Annotated in this window: 16 protein-coding genes and 1 pseudogene; 11 read left to right on the top strand and 6 right to left on the bottom strand. The window is 63.2% G+C overall.

The window, feature by feature from the left end; all coding sequences use genetic code 11:
- Positions 1-134: 134 nt before the first annotated feature.
- From NKI16_RS11970 to NKI16_RS11955, 4 genes and pseudogenes are all read left to right on the top strand, one after another.
- A complete protein-coding gene (locus NKI16_RS11970; protein WP_352839617.1) occupies positions 135-1,646 on the top strand; it encodes a sugar ABC transporter ATP-binding protein in 1,512 nt (503 codons plus the stop codon).
- Positions 1,647-1,729: 83 nt separating this feature from the next.
- The gene (locus NKI16_RS11965; protein ID WP_352575593.1) at positions 1,730-2,725 is read left to right on the top strand and encodes an ABC transporter permease; all 996 of its coding nucleotides are present in this window, start codon (positions 1,730-1,732) and stop codon (positions 2,723-2,725) included.
- A gap of 46 nt (positions 2,726-2,771) precedes the next feature.
- Complete coding sequence (locus tag NKI16_RS11960; protein WP_352839616.1) at positions 2,772-3,827, top strand: substrate-binding domain-containing protein; 1,056 nt, start codon at positions 2,772-2,774, stop codon at positions 3,825-3,827.
- A 157-nt stretch (positions 3,828-3,984) separates the two neighbouring features.
- Positions 3,985-4,826 (top strand): annotated as a pseudogene (locus NKI16_RS11955) (acyl-CoA thioester hydrolase/BAAT C-terminal domain-containing protein).
- A 28-nt stretch (positions 4,827-4,854) separates the two neighbouring features.
- Here NKI16_RS11955 and NKI16_RS11950 read toward each other — a convergent pair.
- The 4 genes from NKI16_RS11950 to NKI16_RS11935 all read right to left on the bottom strand — a co-directional run bounded on the left by NKI16_RS11950 (position 4,855) and on the right by NKI16_RS11935 (position 8,566).
- Entirely contained in the window at positions 4,855-5,127 is a 273-nt protein-coding gene (locus NKI16_RS11950) for a type II toxin-antitoxin system YafQ family toxin (protein WP_352575597.1), read from the bottom strand.
- A 1-nt stretch (position 5,128) separates the two neighbouring features.
- Positions 5,129-5,386: a type II toxin-antitoxin system RelB/DinJ family antitoxin gene (locus NKI16_RS11945; RefSeq protein WP_352697893.1), complete on the bottom strand. Its 258-nt coding sequence runs from the start codon at positions 5,384-5,386 to the stop codon at positions 5,129-5,131.
- A 74-nt stretch (positions 5,387-5,460) separates the two neighbouring features.
- Positions 5,461-7,515 carry a bifunctional aldolase/short-chain dehydrogenase gene (locus NKI16_RS11940; RefSeq protein ID WP_352697891.1) on the bottom strand — a complete coding sequence of 685 codons (2,055 nt, stop codon included), beginning with the start codon at positions 7,513-7,515 and terminating at the stop codon, positions 5,461-5,463.
- Positions 7,516-7,600: 85 nt separating this feature from the next.
- Positions 7,601-8,566, bottom strand: coding sequence for a sugar-binding transcriptional regulator (locus NKI16_RS11935; RefSeq protein WP_352839614.1), 966 nt, complete (start codon positions 8,564-8,566; stop codon positions 7,601-7,603).
- Positions 8,567-8,754: 188 nt separating this feature from the next.
- Between NKI16_RS11935 and NKI16_RS11930 the strand changes: the two genes are divergently transcribed.
- From NKI16_RS11930 to msuE, 7 genes are all read left to right on the top strand, one after another.
- Positions 8,755-10,395 carry an acyl-CoA synthetase gene (locus NKI16_RS11930; RefSeq protein WP_352824771.1) on the top strand — a complete coding sequence of 547 codons (1,641 nt, stop codon included), beginning with the start codon at positions 8,755-8,757 and terminating at the stop codon, positions 10,393-10,395.
- A gap of 236 nt (positions 10,396-10,631) precedes the next feature.
- Positions 10,632-11,240, top strand: a complete 609-nt coding sequence (locus NKI16_RS11925) for a TetR/AcrR family transcriptional regulator (RefSeq protein WP_352466058.1) — start codon at positions 10,632-10,634, stop codon at positions 11,238-11,240.
- Positions 11,241-11,302: 62 nt separating this feature from the next.
- Entirely contained in the window at positions 11,303-12,451 is a 1,149-nt protein-coding gene (locus NKI16_RS11920) for an efflux RND transporter periplasmic adaptor subunit (protein ID WP_352828075.1), read from the top strand.
- Between the two features lie 208 nt (positions 12,452-12,659).
- The gene (locus tag NKI16_RS11915) at positions 12,660-15,800 is read left to right on the top strand and encodes an efflux RND transporter permease subunit (RefSeq protein WP_352839611.1); all 3,141 of its coding nucleotides are present in this window, start codon (positions 12,660-12,662) and stop codon (positions 15,798-15,800) included.
- 70 nt (positions 15,801-15,870) lie between these two features.
- Entirely contained in the window at positions 15,871-17,364 is a 1,494-nt protein-coding gene (locus NKI16_RS11910) for an aldehyde dehydrogenase family protein (RefSeq protein WP_352590229.1), read from the top strand.
- Positions 17,365-17,497: 133 nt separating this feature from the next.
- Positions 17,498-18,853, top strand: coding sequence for an LLM class flavin-dependent oxidoreductase (locus NKI16_RS11905; RefSeq protein ID WP_352569354.1), 1,356 nt, complete (start codon positions 17,498-17,500; stop codon positions 18,851-18,853).
- A 115-nt stretch (positions 18,854-18,968) separates the two neighbouring features.
- Positions 18,969-19,529 (top strand): FMN reductase, encoded by a 561-nt coding sequence (gene msuE, locus NKI16_RS11900; RefSeq protein ID WP_352569355.1) that lies wholly within the window; start codon positions 18,969-18,971, stop codon positions 19,527-19,529.
- 147 nt (positions 19,530-19,676) lie between these two features.
- Here msuE and NKI16_RS11895 read toward each other — a convergent pair whose 3' ends face one another.
- Positions 19,677-21,386, bottom strand: a complete 1,710-nt coding sequence (locus NKI16_RS11895) for a trimethylamine N-oxide permease (RefSeq protein ID WP_352569356.1) — start codon at positions 21,384-21,386, stop codon at positions 19,677-19,679.
- Positions 21,387-21,602: 216 nt separating this feature from the next.
- Positions 21,603-23,972: a trimethylamine N-oxide demethylase gene (locus tag NKI16_RS11890; protein ID WP_352569358.1), complete on the bottom strand. Its 2,370-nt coding sequence runs from the start codon at positions 23,970-23,972 to the stop codon at positions 21,603-21,605.
- Between the last annotated feature and the right edge of the window lie 84 nt (positions 23,973-24,056).

Below are 24,056 nucleotides of genomic sequence, written 5' to 3'. Positions count from 1 at the left end.
CTCACCTCCCGCTCATGTGCTCCGATGATAGCGGAGCCAACGCGGTCGGGCCAAGCTAGGAAGCCTGCTGGCAATTGTCAATCGTGTTGACAATTGCCGATATAGCCCATAGCGTCATGGTCAGGGAGGAACGAATGGGCAATGATGCCGTGTTCCGCGTCGACGGCCTGAGGAAATCCTTTGGCCATATCGAGGTGCTTGGCGGCGTCTCGCTCGAATTGCATGCCGGCGAAGTGACCGTGCTGATGGGCGCCAACGGCGCCGGCAAATCCACCCTCGTCAAGATCATCAGTGGCGTCTACGACCATGGCGGCGGCTCGATGTCGCTTGCCGGTCATGACTTCGACCCGAAAACGCCGGCGGAGGCGATCCGCGCCGGCGTCGTTACCGTCCACCAGAACATCAACGACGGTGTCGTCGCCGACCTCGACGTCGCAACCAACCTTACCCTCGACAGGCTGAGCGGCAGCGGCGTGCCGACCCTGTTCAATCCAGGCCGGGTGCGTCGCGAGGCAAAGGCGGTGGCCGACCGCATGGGACTGGCCATCGACCTCAAGGCCCGGATCAGCGATCTCTCTCTGGCCGACCGCCAGATGGTGGCAATCGCCCGCGCCATGGCGCACCGGCCGAAAGTGCTGATCCTCGACGAGCCGACTTCCTCGCTGTCCAGCGCCGAGGCCGACCGGCTGTTCGCATTGCTCGACCGGCTTCGCCAGCAAGGCGTGGCCATCCTCTACATTTCGCACCGTATGTCTGACATCAGGCGGCTTGCCGATCGCATCATTTCGATGCGCGACGGGGTCATCTCAGGCATCTTCGACAAGAAGCCGCTGGATTACGAAGGTGCGGTCAACGCCATGCTCGGCCGTAAGATCCAGCTCGAGCGGATCGTCGCCAGGAATTCGGCCAAAGCAATTTTCACTGCCGACGCGCTGCGGATTGCTGAAGGCGCCAGGCCGATCTCGCTGACGCTCGGCGATGGCGAGGTCGTTGCCATCACCGGCCTTGTCGGCGTCGGCAAGACCGCGCTCGCCGAGACGCTGTTCGGTTTGCGCAAGCCGCTGTCCGGGACCATGGTGCTGAACGGGAAACCTTATGCTCCGGCATTGACCGGCGAAGCGATTGCCGCCGGTGTGTTTCTCGTCGCCAAGGACCGGGGCGAAAACGGCATCGTCGGCGACTTCAACATCCAGGAGAACATCAGCCTGCCGTTCCACAGCCGCATGTCGCGTCTCGGTGTTCTCAAACGCCGTATCGAACGCGCTGTTGCCCGCCAGCAGATCCAGGAGTTGGGCATCGTCTGCCGCTCCGAGAGGGACGAGATGGCGTCGCTTTCCGGTGGCAATCAGCAGAAGGTGATGGTCGCCCGCTGGATGTCGCAGGTGGCAAGGCTTTTCATCCTCGACGAGCCGTTTCAAGGTGTGGACATCTCGGCCAGGCGCGACATCGCCGCCAAGCTGCGGGCCAGCGCCCACGGCCGCGCGACGCTGCTGTTCGTCACCGAACTCGACGAAGCCCTGGAGACGGCCGATCGCATCCTGGTGATGTCGGAGCAGACGATCGTCGGCGAGCACCGCAATACCGATGTCGATCTCGAGCGTCTGCTGGCCGAAGTGGCGGGCGGGCCGTTGCACAGCGCAGCCTGAGAGCGGGAAGACGATGAGAATTGGAATGGAGAGGGCATGAATTCGGGTTGGATAATGACGGTGCCAGCGTGCGGGAGCGCTGAATGATCCTGCGCGACAATGCTATTCGCTACGGCTTCATCGTTCTGTTGTTCGGGCTGATCGCCTATTTCGCCGCCGCCGCCGATGGTTTCGTCTCGCCGCAAAGTGCTGTCTTCATCTTCCAGTCGGTCGCCATCACCGGCGTTCTGGCGCTCGGCGTCACCGCCACGCTGGTCGTCGGCGGCTTCGACCTGTCGATCGGCTCGGTCGCCACCAGCGCCATGATGGCGGCTGCCTATGTCATGGTGGTGCTGGGGCAGAACGCCGTCATGGCCGTCGTCATCTGTCTTGTGATCGGCGCCGTGGTCGGCCTGATCAATGGCTGGCTGATCGTCTATATGCGGGTGCCGGACCTTTTGGCGACGCTCGGCATGATGTTCCTGCTTGTCGGCCTGCAGCGCATACCGACCGAGGGCCGTTCGATCGCCACTGGCATGACCATGCCCGACGGCTCGGTCGCCAACGGCAGTTTCGGCGCCGCGTTCCTGGCGCTTGGCCGCCATCGCTTCGACTTCTTCATCCCGAACCTCATTCCGGTGTCGGTCGTCGTCCTGCTCGTGCTGGCGGTGCTGATCTGGTTCTTTCTCGAATACACCCGTTTCGGGCGCATGATGTATGCGGTCGGCAGCAACGAACGCGCCGCAGAACTCGCCGGCGCGCCTGTCAAGGCATACAAAATCTGGGCCTATGTGATTTCGGGAGTTTTTGCCTCGATCGGCGGCATTTTGCTCGCTGCCCGCCTTGGACGCGGCGACATCGCCTCGGGTAATAATCTGTTGCTCGACGCGGTGGCTGCGGCACTCATCGGTTACGCGGTTCTCGGCGCCGCCAAGCCGAACGCCTTCGGCACGGCTGTCGGCGCGGTGTTTGTCGGCGTGCTGCTGCAGGGCCTGACGATGATGAACGCGCCTTACTACACGCAGGATTTCGTCAAGGGCGTGGTTCTCGTGGTCGCCCTTGTCTTTACCTTCGCCCTGTCCGGCAGGGGCAGGAGATAGGGTTCGACCGGGTCACATTTTGGGTTCAACAAGTGGAGGAAGCGACGTGAACATCACAAGAAGACTTTTGGGGAAGGCAGCGCTCGGGCTTGCCGGCGCAACATTGCTGATGCAGTTGCCGGCGATGGCGCAGGACAGGCCGGCGCCGTTCGACAAGCCGGGCGCCGTCAAGATAGCGCTGGTCCGCTATCTCTCGACCGGCGACTTCTTCCAGGCGTATTTGTCCGGCGTCGAGGCGCAGGCCAAGGCACTCGGCGTCGACCTGCGCGTGCTCGACAGCCGCCAGGACGCGGCGCTTCAGGCGGATATGGTCGACCAGGCCATCGCGCTCGGCGTCCAGGGCATCATCATCCAGCACGGCCTGACGGAATCGATGAAGGACGCCGCCCAGCGCGCGGTCGACGCCGGCATCAAGGTCGTCGCCTTTGACGTCAATGTCGAAAACCCCAAGATCCCGCAGATCGAGCAATCCGACCGCGACCTCGCCCGCCTGGCGCTCGAACAGGCGGTCAAGGACAATGGCGAGAGCTGGAAGGCCGGCTATGTCTATGTCGCCGGCATCGCGCCGCTCGATCGCCGCAACGAGACCTGGGTCGAATTCAAGAAGAAATATTCGGGCATCAACGAAGCCGCCATGTTCGGCACGCTCGACAATCCGATCGCCAATTCGGTCGCCAACCAGGCCCGCTCGGTGTTGTCGGCCCATCCCGACATCAAGGTGATGTTCGCGCCCTATGACGAATTCGCCAAGGGCGTGAAGATCGCAGTCGACGAGGCCGGGCTGAACAAGGACATCAAGATCTATTCGGCCGACATCTCGACCTCGGACATCGCCGCGATGCGCGAGCCGGACAGCGCCTGGGCGGCAACCGCCGCCACCAACCCGGCCGTCGTCGGCCAGGTCTCGGTGCGTGCGCTGGCGCAGCTCTTGGCCGGCGAGGATCCCGGCCACAACGTCATCGTGCCGCCGACGCTGATCACCCAGAAGGATCTGCTCGACAAGGACATCAAGAACATGGAGGACCTCTCGGCCAAGCTGCCGCAGTTCGCCCATGCCGATGTCGCCATGCCGGCCTGGATGCCGAACCCGAACGCGAAGTAATTTTCGGCACGAGCAAAACAATAGCCGTCTGCAGCAGCTTGTTGCAGGCGGCCTTTTTGTCGAAGATGTCTGGCGTGCCGGACCGCCGAATTGCAATTGTCGCAGCCACCGGTTTTGCGGGCCGATTGGACAATCGAAACCCAGGATTGACGGGTACATGGAGGTGCGGGCGGTAGAGGAAAGTCTTACCGGCGCCGTCGCCGGAACATTTTTTCGATGCTTGAAGGCCACCACGGGCGTTGTGGTGTTGGGTGGATCGAGCGGCCGTGTTGACGTCGGTCGCGCGCGGCCCTTTGCAAATGCGGGTGCATCGGCCTTGGCTCTGCAGTGGTTTGGCGGTGAAGGCCGGGTTCCCGGAATATGTGAGATTCCCCTGGAAACGTTCTTTGCGGCAACCGATTATCTCATTGAAACAGGGTGCCGTCGTATCGTCTATGTGGGCACGTCAAAGGGGGCCGAGGCGTCATTGCTTGCTGCGGTCCATGACCAGCGAATTGATGCAGTGGTCGCGATTAGCCCGTCATCCGTAGTTTGGGGAAATATCGGTGCGGGCCGCGATGGTGTCAGCTGGCCTGAACGATCCTCATGGTCGCTCGACGGCATCGCGCTGCCGTTTGTGCCGACAGATCCAGATTGGACACCAGAGTACGTCGATGGCCAGGTGTCCTACAGGGGCTTTTCGAAAGTTGTTTGAAAACGTTCAAGCGGGAAGCGAATGCGGCGACCATCCCCGTTGAGACCATATCGGCCGAGCTTCTGCTCGTCGCCGGTGGCGGCGATGCACTGTGGCCTTCCCTATCGTTCGCCCGAGATATTGTTAGGCGGAGCGGCGAAGCAGGAAAGGTCACTCATCTCATTTCGTCGCCGGATGCGGGTCACCGCATTCTCTTGCCAGGCGAAAATACCCCACGCTCGACATTGCACGCACACGGAGGCAATGACGAGGCCGATTCAAAGCTGGGCCGAAAGGCTTGGGAAGGCATCCGAGAACTACTTTAGCAAAATTCTCAATGCGCACCTGTCTCGGCTACTCGTTGAACAGATCGGAATGTGAGCCGGTGCGAGCAAGCTGTAGCTCGTCACCAGCAACACGATAGATCAAGAGCCAGTCCGGTTCCATGTGAGCGTCACGATAGCCTTTCCAATCGCCCTTGAGGGGGTGGTCCTTGTAAGTCGCCGGTAGATCATTCTCGGCGAGCAGAAGGCCTAGCAGTTCGCGCAATTTACCAAGGTCTTTGCCGCGCTTCTCCGCACGTTTCACGTCCCGGCGGAATTGCCCGGAGCGAACGGGCGTCAGCACGTCAGATGCCCAGATCCTTGAACAACTCATCGGCCGAGGCGAAGCGCTTGCCCTTGCCACGCTCCAATTCCGTCATCGCCTTCCGAGTGGTTGCGTTCGGCACTTTCACCGGAAAGGGAAACTCCTTGTCGGCGGCGACGCGGACCAGCAGCAGACGGATGGCGTCGGAAACGGACAATCCCATCGCCGCCAACGCTTCCGTTGCCTGATCCTTTGTCGCCGTATCGATCCGAGCACGGACGACGGTACCCGTTGCCATATCGTGACTCCTTGAGGTTTGGCCACAATGTAGCTACAAAATACCAATTTCGCAAGTGTGATCCCCGATCACGCCTACCGCAGCGCCGCCGCGATGTTGCCGCCATCGACTGTCGTCACATCGGCGGTGGTCCGCTCGGCCAGCGCCTGATGCAGGAAGGCTTGGGCGACGTCTTCGGCCGTCACTTCCTGCCCGAGCAGGTTGCCGGACATGTACTCCTTCGCCGACACGCCGCGCGCGCCCGAGCGGCTGGTGATCATGGCATCGGTCAACAGCCCCGAACGGATGCGGTCGGCGTTGACGGCATTGGAGCGGATGCCATGCGCGCCGTAGTCGAGCGCATATTGCCTGGACAGGAACAGCGTTGCCGCCTTGGGAATGCCATAGGCGCCGAACTTCGGCCCCGGATTGACCGCCTGCTTGGAGGTGTTGAACAACAGCACGCCGCCGGTGCCCTGTTCCAGCATGATGCGCACGGCATTCTGCGCCGCCGACTGATGGGCGAAGAAATTGAGTTCGAAGCTTTTGCGCAAGGTGGCGTCGTCGAGCTCGCCGATCCGGCCCTCCCAGGCAGCACCGGCATTGGACACGAGAATGTCGAGGCCGCCGTAGACGTCGACCGCTTTGTCGAAGGCGGCGCGCATCTGCGCCGGATCGGTGATGTCGGCGCCAATGCCGATCGAATTGTTACCGGCCTTTTTTGCCGCCTCGGCAGCCCTTGCCGCATCGAGATCGACGACGACCGCATGGGCACCGTTGTCGGCGAACAGCTTTGCCGTGGCAGCACCGATCGCGCCGGCGCCGCCGGTGACCAGCATCACCTGGCCGGTCAGCGGCTTCGGCTTGTTGGCGGCGAGCTTGGCCTGTTCGAGCGACCAGTATTCGAGCGGGAACAGGTCGGCTTTGGAGAGCGGGCGGAAATCGCCGACGGCTTCGGCGCCGCGTACCGCCTCGATCCACATTTCGCCGACGTCCGAGGCGATCTTCGCATCCTTCAGCGTGCGGCCGTGGCCGAACATGCCGAGGCCGGGCACCAGCGTCAGCCGCGGCATCGGGTCGAGCATGGTGCGCTTCACGTCGTCGAGCGCATCATTGGTTTCGAAATAGGCGCGATAGTCCTTGGCGAATTTCTCGACATGCTGGCGGATGACGGATTTGTAGTCGCCGACCTTGTCCGCGTCGGGCGCCGGCAGTGCCATCGGTCCGGTTTTGATGCGGATCGACAGGTCGGGTGTCGACACGCCGCGCCCGGCATAGTCGGCAATTTTTGCCGAATTGATGAAATCGACGATCGCATCCGAGGTGCGGAAATCGCTGATCATCCGATCGAAGCGGCCTTCGCCGCGTGCCACCGCCACCGCGCCGCGCAGCATCGGCGCAATCTCCGCAGGCTTCGCCAGCCTGGCCGGCAGTGCCACTTTTTCGGTGCGCGGCTTGCCGTTCCCGGCGATGAAATCCTCGGCGACGTTCACATAATGGATCATCCGGTCATAGGCCTGCCTGGCATCGTCGCCGAAGGTGAAGATGCCGTGCTTGTCTAGGATCAGGCCTTCGACCGTCGGATCGGCGTCGAATACGTCGGCGGCCGCCTTGGCCAGATCGAAGCCCGGCATGATGTAAGGCACGAAGCCCATCTTTTCGCCGAACACCTTCCGGCTCAGCGCCTCGCTGTCCTCCTGGTCGACGATGGCGAGGATCGCCGTCGAATGCGTGTGGTCGACGAATTTGTGCGGCAGGAAGGCGTGCAGCAGCGTCTCGACCGACGGATTGGGCGAGGACGGATCGATGAGGTTCGCCCGCTGCAGCGCGACCATGTCCTCGTCGGAGAGCTTCTTGAGCGACCGCGCCTTCAACAGCGCGCCGAGCTTGACCGCCGGCAGGCCCTGCGGCTCGATGACGCCCATGTCCCAGCCGCTGCCCTTGACGCAGAGCACGTCCCATTCGTCGCCGACGAGATCGGTGGCCCTGGTCTTGCACGAGGTGTTGCCGCCGCCATGCAGGACGAGCCGCGGCTCGCCGCCCAGCAGCCTGGTCGTGTAGACGCGCAGCGCCAGGTCGCGGGCCACACCCTTCTTTGCATAGTCGGCGACCAGCTTCTCCGCCTCGCCGTCATTCCACAGGTTCTTCATGTCAGCTTCGTCCGATTTCTCTTTTGTTGTGAACAGGAATACCGCGACGCCTTGATGACAATGCGTCGGCGGCTGAAACTAGGTATCAGGCGACCTCTTCTGCTGCTGCTCCGGCATGGTCGAGCAGCCGTCGCGCCATGCGCGCGCCTACGACGAGATGGGTGCAGAGCCCGCCGGCGATCGCCGCGACGAGCGGTTCGAACTTGCTCTCTTCCTGCACCACCACAAGGCGCTTTCCGATCTGGCGCAGCGATGACAGCTCTGCCGAAATCAGCCGGCGGTTGTAGCTGCAGTCGAGCGCCTGGCCTCGGGCGTCGATGATCTGCCCGGCAATGACGCCGGCCGCACCCGCCTTGCGCAATACAGCCATTTCGCTTGGCGTCAGCGCGCCGCATTTGACCAGATGGCTGTCGGTGTCCACCGAGCCTACCGAATACAGCGCCAGGCCGCATTCGCCGATGCCCGACAATTGCTCGCGGATCACCGGCTCGGCGCGCAGGCCGCGTGCCAGTTCTTCCGTCGTCAGCACCAGCGGCGCGTAGAAATTCAGCCCCTTGGCATTGAGCCGGCGCGCGATTTCCATCGTGCATTGGTCCGGCCGGTACGAATAGGGGGCTCCCAGATTGCCGCAGAGCTGCACCACGGTGACGTCCTGCAGATCGGCATAGGACATGATGTCGGCGATGGTGTAGACCGTCCGTCCCCAGGCGACGCCGATGCGGTCGCCTTTCCTGATCAGCTCGAGAAAGACGCTTGCCGCCAGCACCGCGATGTCGGTCGAGGGGTCGGCGACATAGCCGTTTTCCGGCGCGATCCAGACCGCGTCGAGCTTCAGCGCGTCTTCCAGCTTGCGCGCCAGCACGTCGTCGGTGAAAAGCTGGGTCGAGGTCGAGATGTTGACGATGCCGGTCTCGCGCGCCTTGCGCAGATACATCGCCACCGAGGCACGGGAAATCTTGAGCTGGCTGGCCACCTGGTCCTGGCGCAGGCCGTGTGCATAGTAAAGCCAGGCGGCCTTGTGGATAAGCTGTTCTGCCGGTCGGATCGCCATGCCATCTCCTCGCTGACATTATTCACGGCTCTCGACAAAAGTCAAATTGGAGGAAGGAATAGATGCGCTTTCGCCGCCGAATCTAGACCATTCTTGTGCCACACGCGGTCTATGATGGCATCGTTGGTGGTGACGGGCCGGAAGCCGGTAGCTAAAGTTCTCGACGAACACATTGCGCGGAGGACGGGATGGGCAATCCCTACGAACAGGACCTCGATCGAAACCCGGCCAACCATCAGCCGCTGACGCCGCTGACCTATTTCGAGCGGGCGGCAAAAACCTTTCCCGACCAGATCGCCATCATCCATGGCCGCCAGCGCACGACCTATCGCGATTTCTGGAAGCGCTCGCTGAGGCTTGCCTCGGCACTGGCGAAGCGCGGTATCGGCAAGGGCGACACCGTCACCGTCATGCTGTCCAACACACCGCCGATGCTGGAGGCGCATTTCGGCGTGCCGATGACCAAGGCGGTGCTGCACTCGCTCAACACCCGCCTCGACGCCGCCGTCATTGCCTTCCAGCTCGATCACGCCGAAACCAAGGTGCTGATCGTCGACCGCGAATTCGCCGGCGTGGTTCGGCAAGCGCTGACGCTGGCCAAGGTCAGGCCGCTGCTGATCGATTACGACGATCCCGACTATGCCGCCGATGCGCCCTATCCCAAGGGCGAGCGGATCGGCACGCTGGACTATGAGGCGTTTGTCGCCGGCGGCGACGAGGATTTCGCCTGGTCGATGCCGGACGACGAATGGGATGCCATTTCGCTCAACTACACCTCCGGCACGACAGGCAATCCGAAGGGCGTCGTCTGCCATCATCGGGGCGCGGCATTGATGGCCTATGCCAACACCATCCATGCCGGCATGGGCAAGCACCCCGTCTATCTGTGGACATTGCCGATGTTCCACTGCAACGGCTGGTGCTTTCCCTGGACGCTTGCCGTGCAGGGCGGCACGCATGTCTGCCTGCGCTGGGTGCGGCCGAAGCCGATCTACGACGCCATCGCCGATCACGGCGTCACCCATCTGTGCGGTGCACCCATCGTCATGTCGGTGCTGATCAACGCCAGGGACGAGGACAAGCGGCAGTTCCCGCAGACCGTCACCTTCAACACCGCCGCGGCGCCGCCGCCTGAGGCGGTGCTGTCGGGCATGGCCGATGCGGGCTTTGCCGTCACCCATCTCTACGGCCTGACCGAAACCTATGGCCCGGCCGTCGTCAACGAATGGCATGGCGAGTGGGACCGGCTGGAGAAAGGGGCGAGGGCGGCGAAGAAGGCCAGGCAAGGCGTGCGCTACGCCGCGCTCGAAGGCCTGACTGTGATGGACCCGCAGACGATGCAAGAGACGCCGGCCGACGGCGAGACCATCGGCGAGGTGATGTTCCGCGGCAACATCGTCATGAAAGGCTATCTCAAGAACCGCAAGGCGAGCGACGAGGCCTTTGCCGGCGGCTGGTTCCATTCGGGCGACCTCGGCGTCATCCATCCGGACGGCTACATCCAGCTCAAGGACCGTTCCAAGGACATCATCATCTCCGGCGGCGAAAACATCTCCTCGATCGAGGTCGAGGAGGCGCTGTACAAGCATCCCGCCGTCGCTTCTTGCGGCGTTGTCGCCCGATCCGACGACAAATGGGGCGAGGTGCCGGTCGCCTATGTCGAGCTGAAGCCGGGCAAGGCGGCGACCGAGGCGGAGGTAATCGAGCACTGCCGCGCGCTGCTCGCCCGCTTCAAGGTGCCGAAAGCGGTGATCTTCGCGGAAATCCCGAAGACTTCGACGGGCAAGATCCAGAAGTTCCGGCTGCGGGAGATGGCAAAGCAGCCTTAGGGCCTGATCCGAAAACGGAACCGATTTCGGAAAGCATCTTTTCAAGATCCTTCGCAAAAAAAACGGGGCGGCGTTGCAGGCTCGCCCGGCGGAAACCACATGCGTTTCATGGGCCAACTCCGTCCAGGGATGTCACCATCTGTCATCAGCAGCCAAAATCGTGCCTTGACAGGTGATGGTTTTCAATTTACGAGTGACGAAATTCTAAATTCGTCAGTCGTAAATTGGCCAACGAGATGCTTGAAACCCTAGACACCACCGCCGATTCCGCCCGCCAGGAAAATGTCACGCGCATCCTGGATTGCGCGGAGCGATTGTTTCGCCACTACGGCTACGGCAAGACCAACGTCGCCGACATAGCGCGCGAACTCGGCATGTCGACCGCCAACATCTACCGCTTCTTCGCCTCCAAGGTGGAAATCCACCAGGCGGTTTGCGGCCGTATGCTCGAGACCTGCTACCGGTTGACCTACGAAGCCTGCCATAGCCCCGGCACCGCCAGCGAAAAGCTCCGCCGCTACGTGCATACGCACTACCAGTGGACGCTCGAGACCATGATCGACCAGGAGAAGGTGCACGAGATGGTCATCGTCGCCATCGAGCGCGACTGGCACGTCATCGAAAAGCACATCGACAGCATCCATGAACTGGTCGCGGAAGTGATCCGCGAGGGAATCGCTACCGGCGAGTTCGTCGATCAGGATCCGGTGATCGCTTCCCGGTGCTTCGGCGCTGCCATTATCAGCCTCTGTCATCCGCAGATGATGGCCCAGTGCCTCGCCAAGAAGAACCGGGCGACGCCGGACGAGCTTACCGAGTTTGCCATCAGAGCCTTGAAGAAATGACCGTTGCCGCCCGTCGGGCGGCGATACCGGCAATTCATCCCCACAGTTCGGGAGTACGAAAAGTGTCTTTGTCCAAGTCCATCACCTACAGGCGACCGGCCGCCGGCCTAGCATTGATTATGGTTGTCGCTCTCGGCCTCGCCGGCTGCTCGCAGGAGAAAGCCGAGGTCACCGAGATCATCCGCCCGGTCAAGGTGGTCGAGATCGCTAAGGCGAGCGATACCCGTCAGCTTTCCTATTCCGGATCGGTGCGTGCCCGCACCGAGATGAATCTCGGTTTTCGCATCAACGGCAAGATCACCGAGCGCCTTGTCGACATCGGTGACCGCGTCAAGCCGGGCGACGTTCTCGCCCGCATCGATCCCACCGACTACGAGCTTTCGGTGAGAAGCGCTCAGGCCAGCCTCGATGCTGCCGACCGTCAGGTCGAGACAGTCGAGCTTACGCGCAAGCGGGCCGAACAGCTCTACGCCAAGAATTTCGCGCCGAAGTCGCAGCTCGAGCAGGCGACGCTCGCCTATAATCAGGCGGTCGCCACGCGAGACTCCGCCCGCTCGCAGCTTGCCCAGGCACAGAACCAGGTCCGCTATACCGATCTCAAGGCGGACAAGAACGGCATCGTCACTGCCGTTGCCGCCGATGTCGGCCAGGTGGTCGGCTCCGGCACGCCGGTGGTGACCGTTGCCATCGACGGCGAGAAGGAAGTCCTGATCGCTGTTCCGGAAACCGATATCGCCGAATTCAAGCCGGGCAAGACCGTCAAGGCTGGCTTCTGGTCCGATGAGGCGCTGACGCTCGACGGCAAGGTCCGCGAAGTCGCCGGCAGCGCCGATCCGCAGTCGCGCACTTTTGCCGTTCGCGTCAGCCTGCCCAACGATCCTCGCGTGCTGCTAGGCATGACCGCCTCCATCGAAGCCGCGGCGGACAACCGGCAGCAGCTGGTGTCGATCCCGCTGGCCGCGTTGGCGCAAAAGGACAGCCAATCGATCGTCTGGACAGTCGACCGCAACGGCGGGACCGTCCATGCGCATCCGGTCAAGGTCGCCGCCTTCACCCCCGACGGCGTCAGCGTCGCCGATGGGCTGAAGCCGGGTGACGTCGTCGTCGCCGCCGGCACGCAGTTCATGACCGAGAATCTGAAAGTCAAGCTGACCGGTGATGCGGCGCAACAGTCGGCGTCGGCCGATGACGCTGCAAGGCGCTTGCGCTGACGGCCAGGCAATTCACGGTTTCCGGGCGGCAGGCGCCCCCGATTTTCGAGATCTCAGGTCGATGTAACCCCCACGTCGATCCTCGCGTCCCACCGCGATGTAGATCTCTCAACTCGGAAAGCCACGCCGCCCGGAAGCCCACATCGGAAGTTCCTTGGGCATGCGAAAGCGCGTGCTCTGTTGATAAAATTGAAACGGACTGACGCCGATGACTATCGACACCAATGAAAAGCGGTCTTTCAATCTTTCGCGCTGGGCAATCGGCCATCCGAGCATTGCCCGCTTCCTGTTCGGGCTGATCATCGTCGCCGGTGCGCTCGGCCTGATGCGCATGGGCCAAAAGGAAGACCCCGATTTCACCTTCCGCGTCATGGTCGTCCAGGCGATCTGGCCAGGCTCCTCGATCAAGGAGATGGAGGACCAGGTCGTCAACAAGATCGAGCGCAAGCTGCAGGAAACGCCGCACCTCGATTTCGTCCGCTCCTACACCCGCGCCGGCAGCGCCATCATCACCTTGCAGGTCAAGGGCGACACCAATCCGGCGCAGGTCGCCGATGCTTTCTATCAGGTGCGCAAGAAGGTCGGCGATATCGCCAATGAGCTGCCGCAGGGGCTGCTCGGGCCCTACTTCAATGACGAATTCGGCGACACGTTCATCACCCTGCATTCGATCAGCGGCGACGGCTACAGCTATCCCGAGCTGAAGAAATTCGCCATCCAGGCGCGTGACATGCTGCTGACGACGCCCGGTGTCGAGAAGGCCGTGATCATCGGCGACCAGCCGGAAAAACTCTACATCGACGTTTCATCCGAGGCGCTTGCCGAACGTGGCCTGACGTTGACCGACCTGCAGAATGCGATCCGAGGCCAGAACAATGTCGATCCGGCAGGTTCGGTCGACACCGGCCAGCGTTCGGTGCGCATTTCGGTCGAGGGCGATGTCACCAGGGCGGCCGACATCCGCGAGCTTCGCCTGCGCGCCGGCAACCAGGTGACGCGCCTCGGCGACATCGCCACCGTGACCTCGGGCCTCGAGGATCCGTACCAGCGCAAGTACCGTTTCAACGGACACGACAGCGTCCAGCTCGGCGTCGTCATGGCCAAGGGCTTCAACGTCACCGACGTCGGCAAGGACGTCGAAGCGACCTACAAGCGCTTCGAAGAGGCGCTGCCCTATGGCGTTTCGGTCGATCAGATTTCCGACCAGCCGCATGTCGTGAAGGAGGCGGTGAGCGAGTTCATGGAAGCGCTCGGCGAAGCGCTGCTGATCGTGCTTTTCGTATCGTTCCTGTCGATCGGCTGGCGCTCGGGCCTGGTGATCGCGATCGTCATTCCGCTGGTCCTGGCGGCCACGTTCGCCATAATGTACGAGCTCGGCATCGACCTGCAGCGCATTTCGCTCGGCGCGCTGATCATCGCTCTTGGGCTCTTGGTCGACGACGCGATGATCGTCGTCGAAATGATGGAGCGAAAACTAGAGGAAGGCTTGGTCAAGGTCGAGGCGGCGAGCTTCGCCTACTCCTCGACCGCTTTCCCGATGCTGACCGGCACGCTGATCACGACGGCAGGCTTCATCCCCGTCGGGTTCGCTGCCTCGACCGCCGGCGAATATGTGCGCACCCTGTTTTACGTCGTCGGCATCGCGCTGATCGTGTCCTGGTTCGCGGCGGTCTATTTCACGCCATGGCTCGGCCACATGATCCTGAAGCAGCGCAAGCACGCCGGCAACCATCACGATGTCTTCGACACGCGCTTCTACCGCCGTCTTCGCTCGACCGTTGCATGGGCGGTGCGCCACCGCATCATCGTGCTGGTAATGACGCTGATGACGTTTGCCACCAGCCTGTGGGCGTTCCAGTTCATCCCGCAGAATTTCTTCCCGCAATCGTCGCGCCCGGAAATCCTTGTCGACCTCTGGCTGCCGGAAGGCACCAGCATCAAGGAAGTCGAGACCCAGGCCAAGGCGCTCGAAGCCAGGATGATGGACGACAAGGACAAGCGCTTCATCGCCACCTATGTCGGCGAAGGCGCGCCGCGCTTCTTCCTGCCGCTCGACCAGCAGCTTCGCAACCCGAACTTCGCCCAGCTTCTGGTGATGGCCAATGACGAACCGGCCCGCGAGCGGCTGATCGTCAAGCTGCGCACCATCCTGGCCGAGGATTTCCCATCGATCCGCGCCAAGGTCGACCGCCTGTTCCTCGGTCCGCCGACCGGCTGGCCGGTGCAGATGCGCGTCATGGGTCCGGATCGCCAGGAGGTGCGCCGCATCGCCGACGAGGTGAAGGCGAAGTTCCAGGCAAATCCGCTGCTCGGCGCCATCCACGACGACTGGCTGGAGCCGGTGCCGACGATGAAGCTGGTGATCGACCAGGATCGCGCCCGTGCTCTCGGCGTCACCTCGCAGCGCATCCGCCAGATGCTGCAGGCGGCCATGTCGGGAGCGCCGCTCGATGACTTCCGCGACGGCGAGGAGACGGTTTCGATCGTCGCCCGTGAGCCGGAGGCAAGCCGTCACCTGCTGTCGGCGGTCGACTCCGTCTACATCCCGACCGATTTCGGTGGCTCCGTGCCGCTGTCGCAGGTCGCCAAGGTGGTCCCGGTGCTGGAGCAAGGCGTCGAATGGCGGCGCGACCGCTTGCCGACCATCAGCGTACGCGCCACGCTGCCGGACGGCGTGCAGCCGAACGATGTCGCCATGAAGATGTACAGCGACATGCAGGGCCTGCGCGCCAGCCTCGCCCCCGGCTACAAGATCGAGATCCAGGGCGGCGCCGAGGATGCGGCCGAAAGCCAGGCCTCGATTGCGGCGAAAGCGCCGATCATGCTGGCCGTCATCGTCGTGCTGCTGATGATCCAGCTGCAGCATTTCGGCAAGGCCATGCTGGTGCTGGCGACCGGTCCGCTCGGCATCATCGGCGCGGCGGCGGCACTTTTGATCAGCGGCGCGCCGTTCGGCTTCGTCGCCATCCTCGGTGTCATCGCCCTGCTCGGCATCATCATGCGCAACTCGATCATCCTGGTCGATCAGATCGATCAGGACATCGCCGCCGGCGTAGAGCGTTCCGAGGCCATCATCGGCTCGGCGGTGCGCCGGTTCCGGCCGATCGTGCTGACGGCGCTGACGGCGGTGCTGGCGCTGATCCCGATCTCGCGCGGCGTCTTCTGGGGGCCGCTCGCCTACGCCATGATGGGCGGCATTCTCGTCGCCACGGTGCTGACCATCCTTGTCCTGCCGGCAGCCTATGCGCTGTTCTTCGGCAGGGAGCGCAAGAAGGTGGTGGCAACGGAAGAGGCGGCCAAGGTGGCAGAAGAAAGCGAAAGGCCGCAACTGGCCCTGGCGGCCGAATAGAGCTGTTGGCAAATGTGACCTCCGGCGGTTTAATCCGCCCACCAGGCGTAGGCGCCGGAGGAGGACGGTCATGACCATGGCTCAGACAAAGGCACCGCTGCGGCTGCCGATCGACGGGCGCCATCGCCAGATGTTCATCGGCGGCGGCTGGGTCGATGCCCGCTCCGGCCGGACCATGGAGAGCCGCAATCCCGCCACCGGCGCGGTCATCGCCACGGTGCCGCGCGCCGACCGCCAGGACATCGACTTGGCGGTGACTGCTGCGCGCAAGGCGTTCGAGGGCCCGTGGAGCCGGTTCAAGCCTTATGAGCGGCAGGTGCTGCTGCTGAGGATCGCCGACCTCTTCGAAAAGCACTGGGAAGAGATCAGCCGCTCCGACACCACCGACATGGGCATGCCGATCATACGCACCCGCGCCAATCGCAACCGCGTCATCGGCATGCTGCGCTACTATGCCGGCATGGCGACGGCGCTGCACGGCGAGACGATCGACAACTCGCTGCCCGGCGAAATCGTCTCTTTCACCCGCAAGGAGCCGGTCGGCGTCGTCGGCGCCATCATTCCCTGGAACGCGCCAACGGCGGCGTCGATCTGGAAGATCGGCCCGGCGCTGGCGACCGGTTGCACCATCGTGCTGAAACCATCGGAAGAGGCGCCGCTGACGCCGCTTTTGATCGCCGACATCATGAACGAGGCCGGCGTTCCGGAAGGCGTCGTCAACATCGTCACCGGCACCGGCACCGAGGCAGGTGCCGCACTCGCCGAGCATATGGGCGTCGACAAGATCGTCTTCACCGGCTCGACGGCGACCGGCCAGTCGATCGTGCGGGCCTCGGCCGGCAACCTCAAGCGCGTCTCGCTGGAGCTCGGCGGCAAGTCGCCGGTCATCGTCTGCGCCGATGCCGATCTCGACAAGGCGGTGCCGGTGGCGGCGATGTCGGTGTTCGCCAATTCCGGCCAGATCTGCATCGCCGGTTCGCGCCTTTTCGTCGAACGCGCCGTCCATGACGAGTTCGTCGAGCGGCTCGCGGCATACGCCAAGGGTCTCAGGGTCGGCGACGGCATCGACCCGGCGACCGAGATCGGTCCGCTCGTCTCCGAAAAGCAGCTGCAACGGGTCACCGGTTACCTCGAGGCCGGCACCGCGGAAGGGGCGAAACTCGTCACCGGAGGCACCCGGCTTGTGGAAGGCGCACTTGCCGCCGGCAATTTCGTCGCGCCGACTGTCTTTGCCGGCGTCTCGGACGACATGAAGATCGCCCGTGAGGAGATATTCGGGCCGGTGATTTCAGCCTTGCCGTTCGATGCTCTGGACGAGGCGGTCGAGCGGGCCAACAACACGCCTTACGGCCTGGCTGCAGGGGTCTGCACCCAAAATCTCGCCACCGCCCACCAGCTGTCGCGAAAGATCCGCGCCGGCTCGGTCTGGGTCAACACCTATCACGCGATCGATCCGGCCGTGCCCTTCGGTGGCTACAAGATGAGCGGCTACGGCCGCGAGGGCGGCGCCGAGCACCTCGCCGAATATCTCAACACCAAGGGCGTGTTCATCAAGATCGATTGATCGGTCCGCCGCCCGCACAAAAAATGCTCCCCGACGCCGGTTTTGCAAAACAGAATTCCTTCCCATGGCCGCAAAGCCATCCCATGCTCGAGCAATTGGAGCGTTACGCTCGTCGTCATCGGTGCGTTTTTCCATGGCAGAAAATCGACAATTGCGGCTTGGCGCTTTCATGCGGCCCGTCAGCCTTCATACCGGCGCCTGGCGCTACCCGGGCGCCTATCCCGACGCCAACTTCAATTTCGCGCATCTCAAGCACTTCGCGCAAAGGCTGGAAGCGGCGAAGTTCGACGCCTTCTTCATGGCCGACCACCTGGCCGTGCTCAACATGCCGATCGAGGCGCTGCGGCGCAGCCACACGGTCACGTCCTTCGAGCCGTTCACGCTGTTGTCGGCGCTTGCCGCCGTCACCGATCGTATCGGGCTGATCGCAACCGCCTCGACGACGTTCGACGCGCCGTACCACATCGCCCGTCGTTTCGCCTCTCTCGACCATATCAGCGGCGGGCGCGCCGGCTGGAATATCGTCACCACATCCAATCCCGACGCCGCGCTGAATTTCGGCTTCGACGAGCATGTCGAGCACGACGAGCGTTATCGCCGGGCGCGGGAGTTTTACGATGTCGTCACCGGCCTGTGGGACAGTTTTGCCGACGATGCCTTCATCCGCGACGCCGAAAGCGGGCTCTATTTCGATCCGGCGAAGCTGCATGTGCTCGACCACAAGGGCGAATATCTTTCGGTGCGGGGACCGCTCAATATCGCGCGGCCGGTGCAGGGCTGGCCGGTCATCGTGCAGGCCGGCGCGTCGGAGGCCGGACGGCAGCTCGCCGCGGAAACGGCCGAGGTGATCTTCGCCGCCCATGCCGATCTCGCCTCGGGGCAGCGCTTCTTTGCCGACGTCAAGAAACGTGCGCAAAAACTTGGCCGGTCGCGCGACGACATCAAGATCCTGCCCGGCGCCTTCGTCATTGTCGGCGAGACCGTCGAGGAGGCGCAGACGAAGCGGGCCAAGCTCGACAGCCTCGTCTATTACGAGAGCGGCGTCGCCTCGCTGTCGATCGCGCTCGGCCACGACGCGTCGCGGTTCGATCCGGATTCAGTCTTGCCCGAAATCCCGGAAAGCAACGCCAGCAAGAGCGGCCGCGAGCGCGTCATCGAACTGGCGCGCAAGGAAAACCTGACCGTCAGGCAGCTTGCGCAGCGGCTGGGCGGCTATTCCGGTCTTGCCTTCGTCGGCACTTCGAAAACCATCGCCGACGAGATGGAGGAATGGCTGGTCACCGAAGGCTCGGACGGGTTCAACGTCATGTTCCCCTATCTTCCCGCCGGATTGGATGATTTCGTCGAGAAAATCGTGCCCGAATTGCAGCGGCGCGGCATTTTCAGGAGCGAATACGAAGGATCGACCCTGCGCGAAAATCTTGGCCTGAAGCGGCCGCCAAACCGGTTCTTCCAACCTGAGACGGCAGCGATCCGCAAAGCTGGTTAGAACCGGTAATGATTTTAGACCGTGGCAAGCATCCGTTCTTTTCGTTCGGTCCGAATGTCCATAGGGTCATGAGCAGCGGGCTGGCAGCCCGAAATCATCGCGAGGGCTTTGCATCATGACCAATCCGGCCGTTGTCGGTTTCTCAGGCAATTTCACCCGGCCGTCCAAGACGCGCGGCTTCGTCGATCGTATCGTGAACGAGGTAGCCGGCAGATATGGCCTGGCCGCCAGCACGCATGACGTCGTCGACCTCGGCCCCAGCCTCGGTGGCGCCAAATGGGCGCGTGAACTGGATGCGCAAGCGGGCGATATCCTCAAGCGCGTCGTCGCGGCGGACGTGCTCGTCGTTGGCTCGCCCACCTACAAGGGCAGCTATACCGGCCTGTTCAAGCACTTCTTCGATCTTGTCGACCCAACGGCGCTCAGGGGCAAGCCGGTGGTGCTGCTGGCGACCGGCGGCGGCGACCGGCATGCGCTGATCATCGAGCACCAGCTGAGACCGCTGTTCGGCTTCTTCGAGGCCTTTACGCTGCCGACCGCGATCTACGCTTCGGACAGGGATTTCATCGACGGCGTGCTTGCGTCCGAGACGATCCAGGCGCGCGTCGGACAGGTGATCGAGGATATCGGTGCAGCGCTTGGCGGTCGCTCCCGCGCTGGCACCGCTGCCGAATAGCCCCTAAAAAGAAAAAACCCGCCTCGGCGGCGGGTCTCGGGGCGAATCAGCACCATACCGAAGTTAGTAGCATAGCTGCCGGCACAAAGCAAGAACAAAATGCAGGGATCGAGCGCGCCTTGCGCGCCCGATTCTCAAGGCAAGCCGTCAGATGACGAACAGCCAGTTGGCGAGCAGCATCACCACGACGCCGGCGACCAGCGTCAGATAGGGCAGCATCCCCGCCTTTTTCACCGCAAGGTCGGACGAGCTCATGCCGAGATCGGCCAGCATGTGGTCGGGGAATCTGCCCTTGTCCTGGATGTAGTGCCGGAAGCAGAACACCGGGATGATCAAGGCTGCCGTGATCAGCCCGGCCCACAATGCCATCGGGTTCCACACCTTGGCGCCGGCGCCCATGAAGACCGCGTTGACGTAGGCAAAGATCGCGCCGAGGCCGAGCAGCCAGCTCGGCGCCTTCCATGGCCGCGCGATGTGGCCATTGTCGATGCGGTGAATCCAGCCGGCATTGAGGTTAAGGAAGTTGAAGATGATGTAGCCGCAATTCGACACGGCGAGGATGAAGAAGAAGCTCGTTGCGTCGGCCGAGGCGATGGCCAGCACGATCAGGTTGAAGATCAGGTCGGTCCACATCGCCCGCGTCGGGGCGCCGTGCTCGTTGACATGGCTGAGATAGCGCGGCAGCCAGCCGTCGACCGAACCTTGATAGAGCGTGCGCGAGGAGCCGGCCATCGCCGTCATGATGCAGAGCACCAGGGCCAGGATCATCAGCATCACCAGCAGGCTGTGGATCAGCTGTCCGCCGCCGACCATGCCGGCCAGCGCATCGGCAACGCCGGAGCCGTCGACGATCGGCGTCGCCAGCATGCCGTTCAAGCCGAGCACGCCCTGGAAGGTGAACGGCACCAGGATGAACAGCAGCATGCATAGCAGGCCGGAGTAGAAGATCGCCTTGAAGGTATCGGTGCCCGGGTTTTTGAACTCGGAGGTGTAGCAGACCGCGGTCTCGAAGCCGTAGGTCGACCATGCCGCGATGAACATGCCGCCGAGCACCAGCGTCCAGCCGGCGATGTTCCATGCGCCGGGCTCCGGCGCATAGGCTGCCGCGAGCGGCACCAGCGGCGAGAAGTTTGCCCAGTTGATCTGGCCGGTGACGATCGGCACCACGCCGACGATGAGCATCGGGATGATCACCAGCAGGCCGATATATTTCTGCACGTTGGCCGTGCCCAGGATGCCGCGATGCTGGATCGAGAAGATGATCAGCATCAGCACCGCGCCGATGAAGAAGGTTGCGTTGAAGGTGAAGGAAACCGGGCCAAGCGTGTGACCGTAGAGCGTCCAGTTACGGATCGCCGGCGTCGCCGCCGCGGTGACCGCGGTGATGGCGTCAGCGGCGCTGGTTCCGGCATGGGCCGCAATATAGGCGGCGACTTCCGGCGAGGTGTCGGTGAACAGCGGCACCGGCGCCAGTGCGTTGAGGATATAGGCGGCGGCGATCGAGCAGCCGAGCGACAGCACCGGCGACCAGGCGAACCAGTTGCACCACACCGAAAGCGGCGCGATGAATTTCGAATAGCGCAGCCACGCGGTGGCGCCGTAGACCGAGGCGCCGCCGGATTTGTTCGGGAACAGCCCGGCGATCTCCGCATAGGTGAAGGACTGCAGGAAGCCCATGACCATGGATACGGCCCAGATCAGGAAGGCCAGTGTTCCGGTGGTGCCGGCGATGCCGCCGATCGAAAACAGGACAAGGGCCGGAACGCCGCTTGCCACCCAGAAGGCGCCGCGCCAATCGATGTTCCGGTGCAGCTGCCCTTCGGCAGGCGGCACCAAGGTGGTGACTATCGTGCTCATTTACGTGGATTCCCCATTTTTGATGTTCCCCATCGGCAACAGCCGCAATCTCGCGAGGCGTCATCGACGCTCACGTTGAACGGCCCCAGGCGTTTTCCGCTCAGTAGTATTTTTTTCTTAGCAGTGAAGATTGACCCAACGCGCTTTCACGTCAAGCGCTTTGTGACGCTGTGCACATTGCGCTTGTGTGAGAAGGGAAGAACCAGGCAGCGTCGATCACGAGCGCGGCCTGGTCTTTTGCGGGTCGTAATGGGCGAAGGCGACGACGCGCGCCGGTAGCCGCTTGCTGTGGCCGTCGAGCTTGCCGATTTCGACCTCGGTGCCGATCGCCGAATGCGCGACGTCGAGCCTGGCCAGCGCGATAGTCTTGTTCAGCACCGGCGAGCGCATGCCCGAGGTGACGACGCCGATCTGGGCCCGGCCGACATGCACGCAATCGCCGTGACCGACGGCGACATTGGCGTCGATGTCGAGGCCGACCAGCTTCTTCTGCGGGTTTTCCTTGCGCCGGATCAGCGCCTCGCGGCCGATGAAATCGTCGCTCTTGGTCTTCAGCGGTACGGTGAAGCCGATGCCGGCCTCGAACGGATCCGTCTGGTCGGAAAACTCGTAGCCGGCAAAGATCAGCCCGGCCTCGATGCGTACCATATCGAGCGCCTGCAGCCCCATCGGCTTCAGGCCGTGCGGCTGGCCGGCCTGCCAGATCGCGTCGAACACCTTTTCGGCGTCGCGCGGATGGCACCAGATCTCATAGCCGAGCTCGCCGGTGTAGCCGGTGCGCGACACCACGACGGGAATGCCGTTGCCGCCGCCGATGCGGGCGACGGCGAAACGGAACCATTCGAGCTCGTCGATCGACGGCTGTAGCGGCGAGGTCCAGATGATCTGCCGCAGGATGTCGCGGCTTTTCGGTCCCTGCACGGCAACATTGTGCATCTGGTCGGTCGAGGAGCGCACCAGCACGGTGAGGCCGAGTTTTTGCGCCGTTTCCCGCAGCCATTCGCCGGATAGATCGTCGCCGCCGACCCAGCGGAAATTATCCTTGCCGAGCCTGAGCAGTGTGCCGTCGTCGATCATGCCGCCATGCTCGTAGCACATGGCGGAATAGACGATCTGGCCGACGCCGAGCTTCTTGATGTCGCGGGTCAGCGTGTATTGCAGCAGCGCCTCGGAGTCCGGCCCGGTGACCTCGAACTTGCGCAGCGGCGACAGGTCCATGATCACGGCGTCCTGCCGGCAGGCCCAGTATTCATCGATCGGGCCTTGCCTGGCGAAGGAATTGGCCAGCCAATAGCCCTTGTACTCGACGAAGTTGCGGGTGTGCTTGGCAAAGCTCGAATGAAAGGCGGTCTCGCGGGTCATTTTCGGTTCCGAATCGGGCGTCATGCGTCTGGCGATCGCTCGCGAGAATTTGTGCTGGCCGGAATAGGTTCGCACATGGATGTCGGTCAGGTTCCAGCCATTGGCCGGCGTCGTATCGTCGGGGCAGGCGGACGAGACGCAGACGATGTCCGTGAGCGCCCTGAGTAGCACATAGTCGCCCGGCCGCGACCACGGCTCGTCCGATACCACGACGCCATGCGCGTCGATGGCCGTGTTGAAGAAGAAGTTGATCGCCATCCAGCCGGCGCGAGGCGTGACACCCTTGTCGGCCAGCGCGCGGTTGAAATTCTCCGAGCAGTTGGGATGGCCGGGATAACCGATGTCGTCGTAATATTTGGCCGCGCAGGCGAGCGCGAATGCATCGTGGCGGCCGCAAGTGTCCTGCACAACCTCGACCAGCGGCTCCATGTCCTGGTCGTAGTATTTCGAGTGCAGACCGGGCATCGGATAGCTCGAACCCATCAGCGTGCGCGTCGTCGTCACGTCGAGCGGATGATCGCGGCCCTTGTCCAGCTTGCGCGCCGAAAAGCACTGGAAGTCGGTGCATTGACGCCCGTCGACATCGATGATCTGCAGATAGTCGCCCGCCTTGACGAAGTAGGCCTCCGCCGTCGCCGAATGGACGCGCAGGTCGAGCACGGGATCGGCCAGCGGGTCGGCAAGCCCGGATTTTGCCGCCGGGCGGATGGTGGCGCGGCGGACGATGACGCTAACCGGCGTCGCCGTATCGTGGCCGTCGACCAGCATCGGCCCGCCGGGCGCGGCAATCAGCATCGACCCATCGCGGGCGACGGTAAAAGCCTGTTCGGTACCGGCAGGGGTGGCGCCGCCGAAAACGCGAACCGCCTTCGCCTGGTCGATCTGCACCTGGCGCCGCTCGAGCCCCCGGCGCAAGGATGCGAGGCTGTCGTCGCCTTCGGCCAGCAGCGCCTTGATGCCGGCGGCATTGCTGTTCGATTTCTCGCCGAGAATGCCGGGATCGGTCGCGTCGCTGCTGTCCCATGCCAGCAGCTCGCAGGCCTGCCCGCCCTCGACATCGCGCACGGTGACAATGTCGCCGGCCTCGACCTCGATCAGCACCGCACCATTGCCCTGAACCGAGTAGCGCTCCATCCCGGCCGGCAGCGTAATCTGGCCTGGCCGCAGGATCAGGCTCGGCCGGGGCGGTCCGGCGACGACGGCGGGGTAGGGCGACTGGCTCATCTCAACCTTGGTTTCGAGAAACAAGTTTGCCTGTGTGTGAAATTATTTTAGCGGGAAGAATAGGATAGAAGAGCCGGAGTTGGC

The organism is Mesorhizobium sp. M0698 (assembly GCF_040320455.1).
Classification (GTDB): Bacteria; Pseudomonadota; Alphaproteobacteria; order Rhizobiales; family Rhizobiaceae; genus Mesorhizobium.
This window is presented reverse-complemented; position numbering and strand designations above follow the sequence as displayed.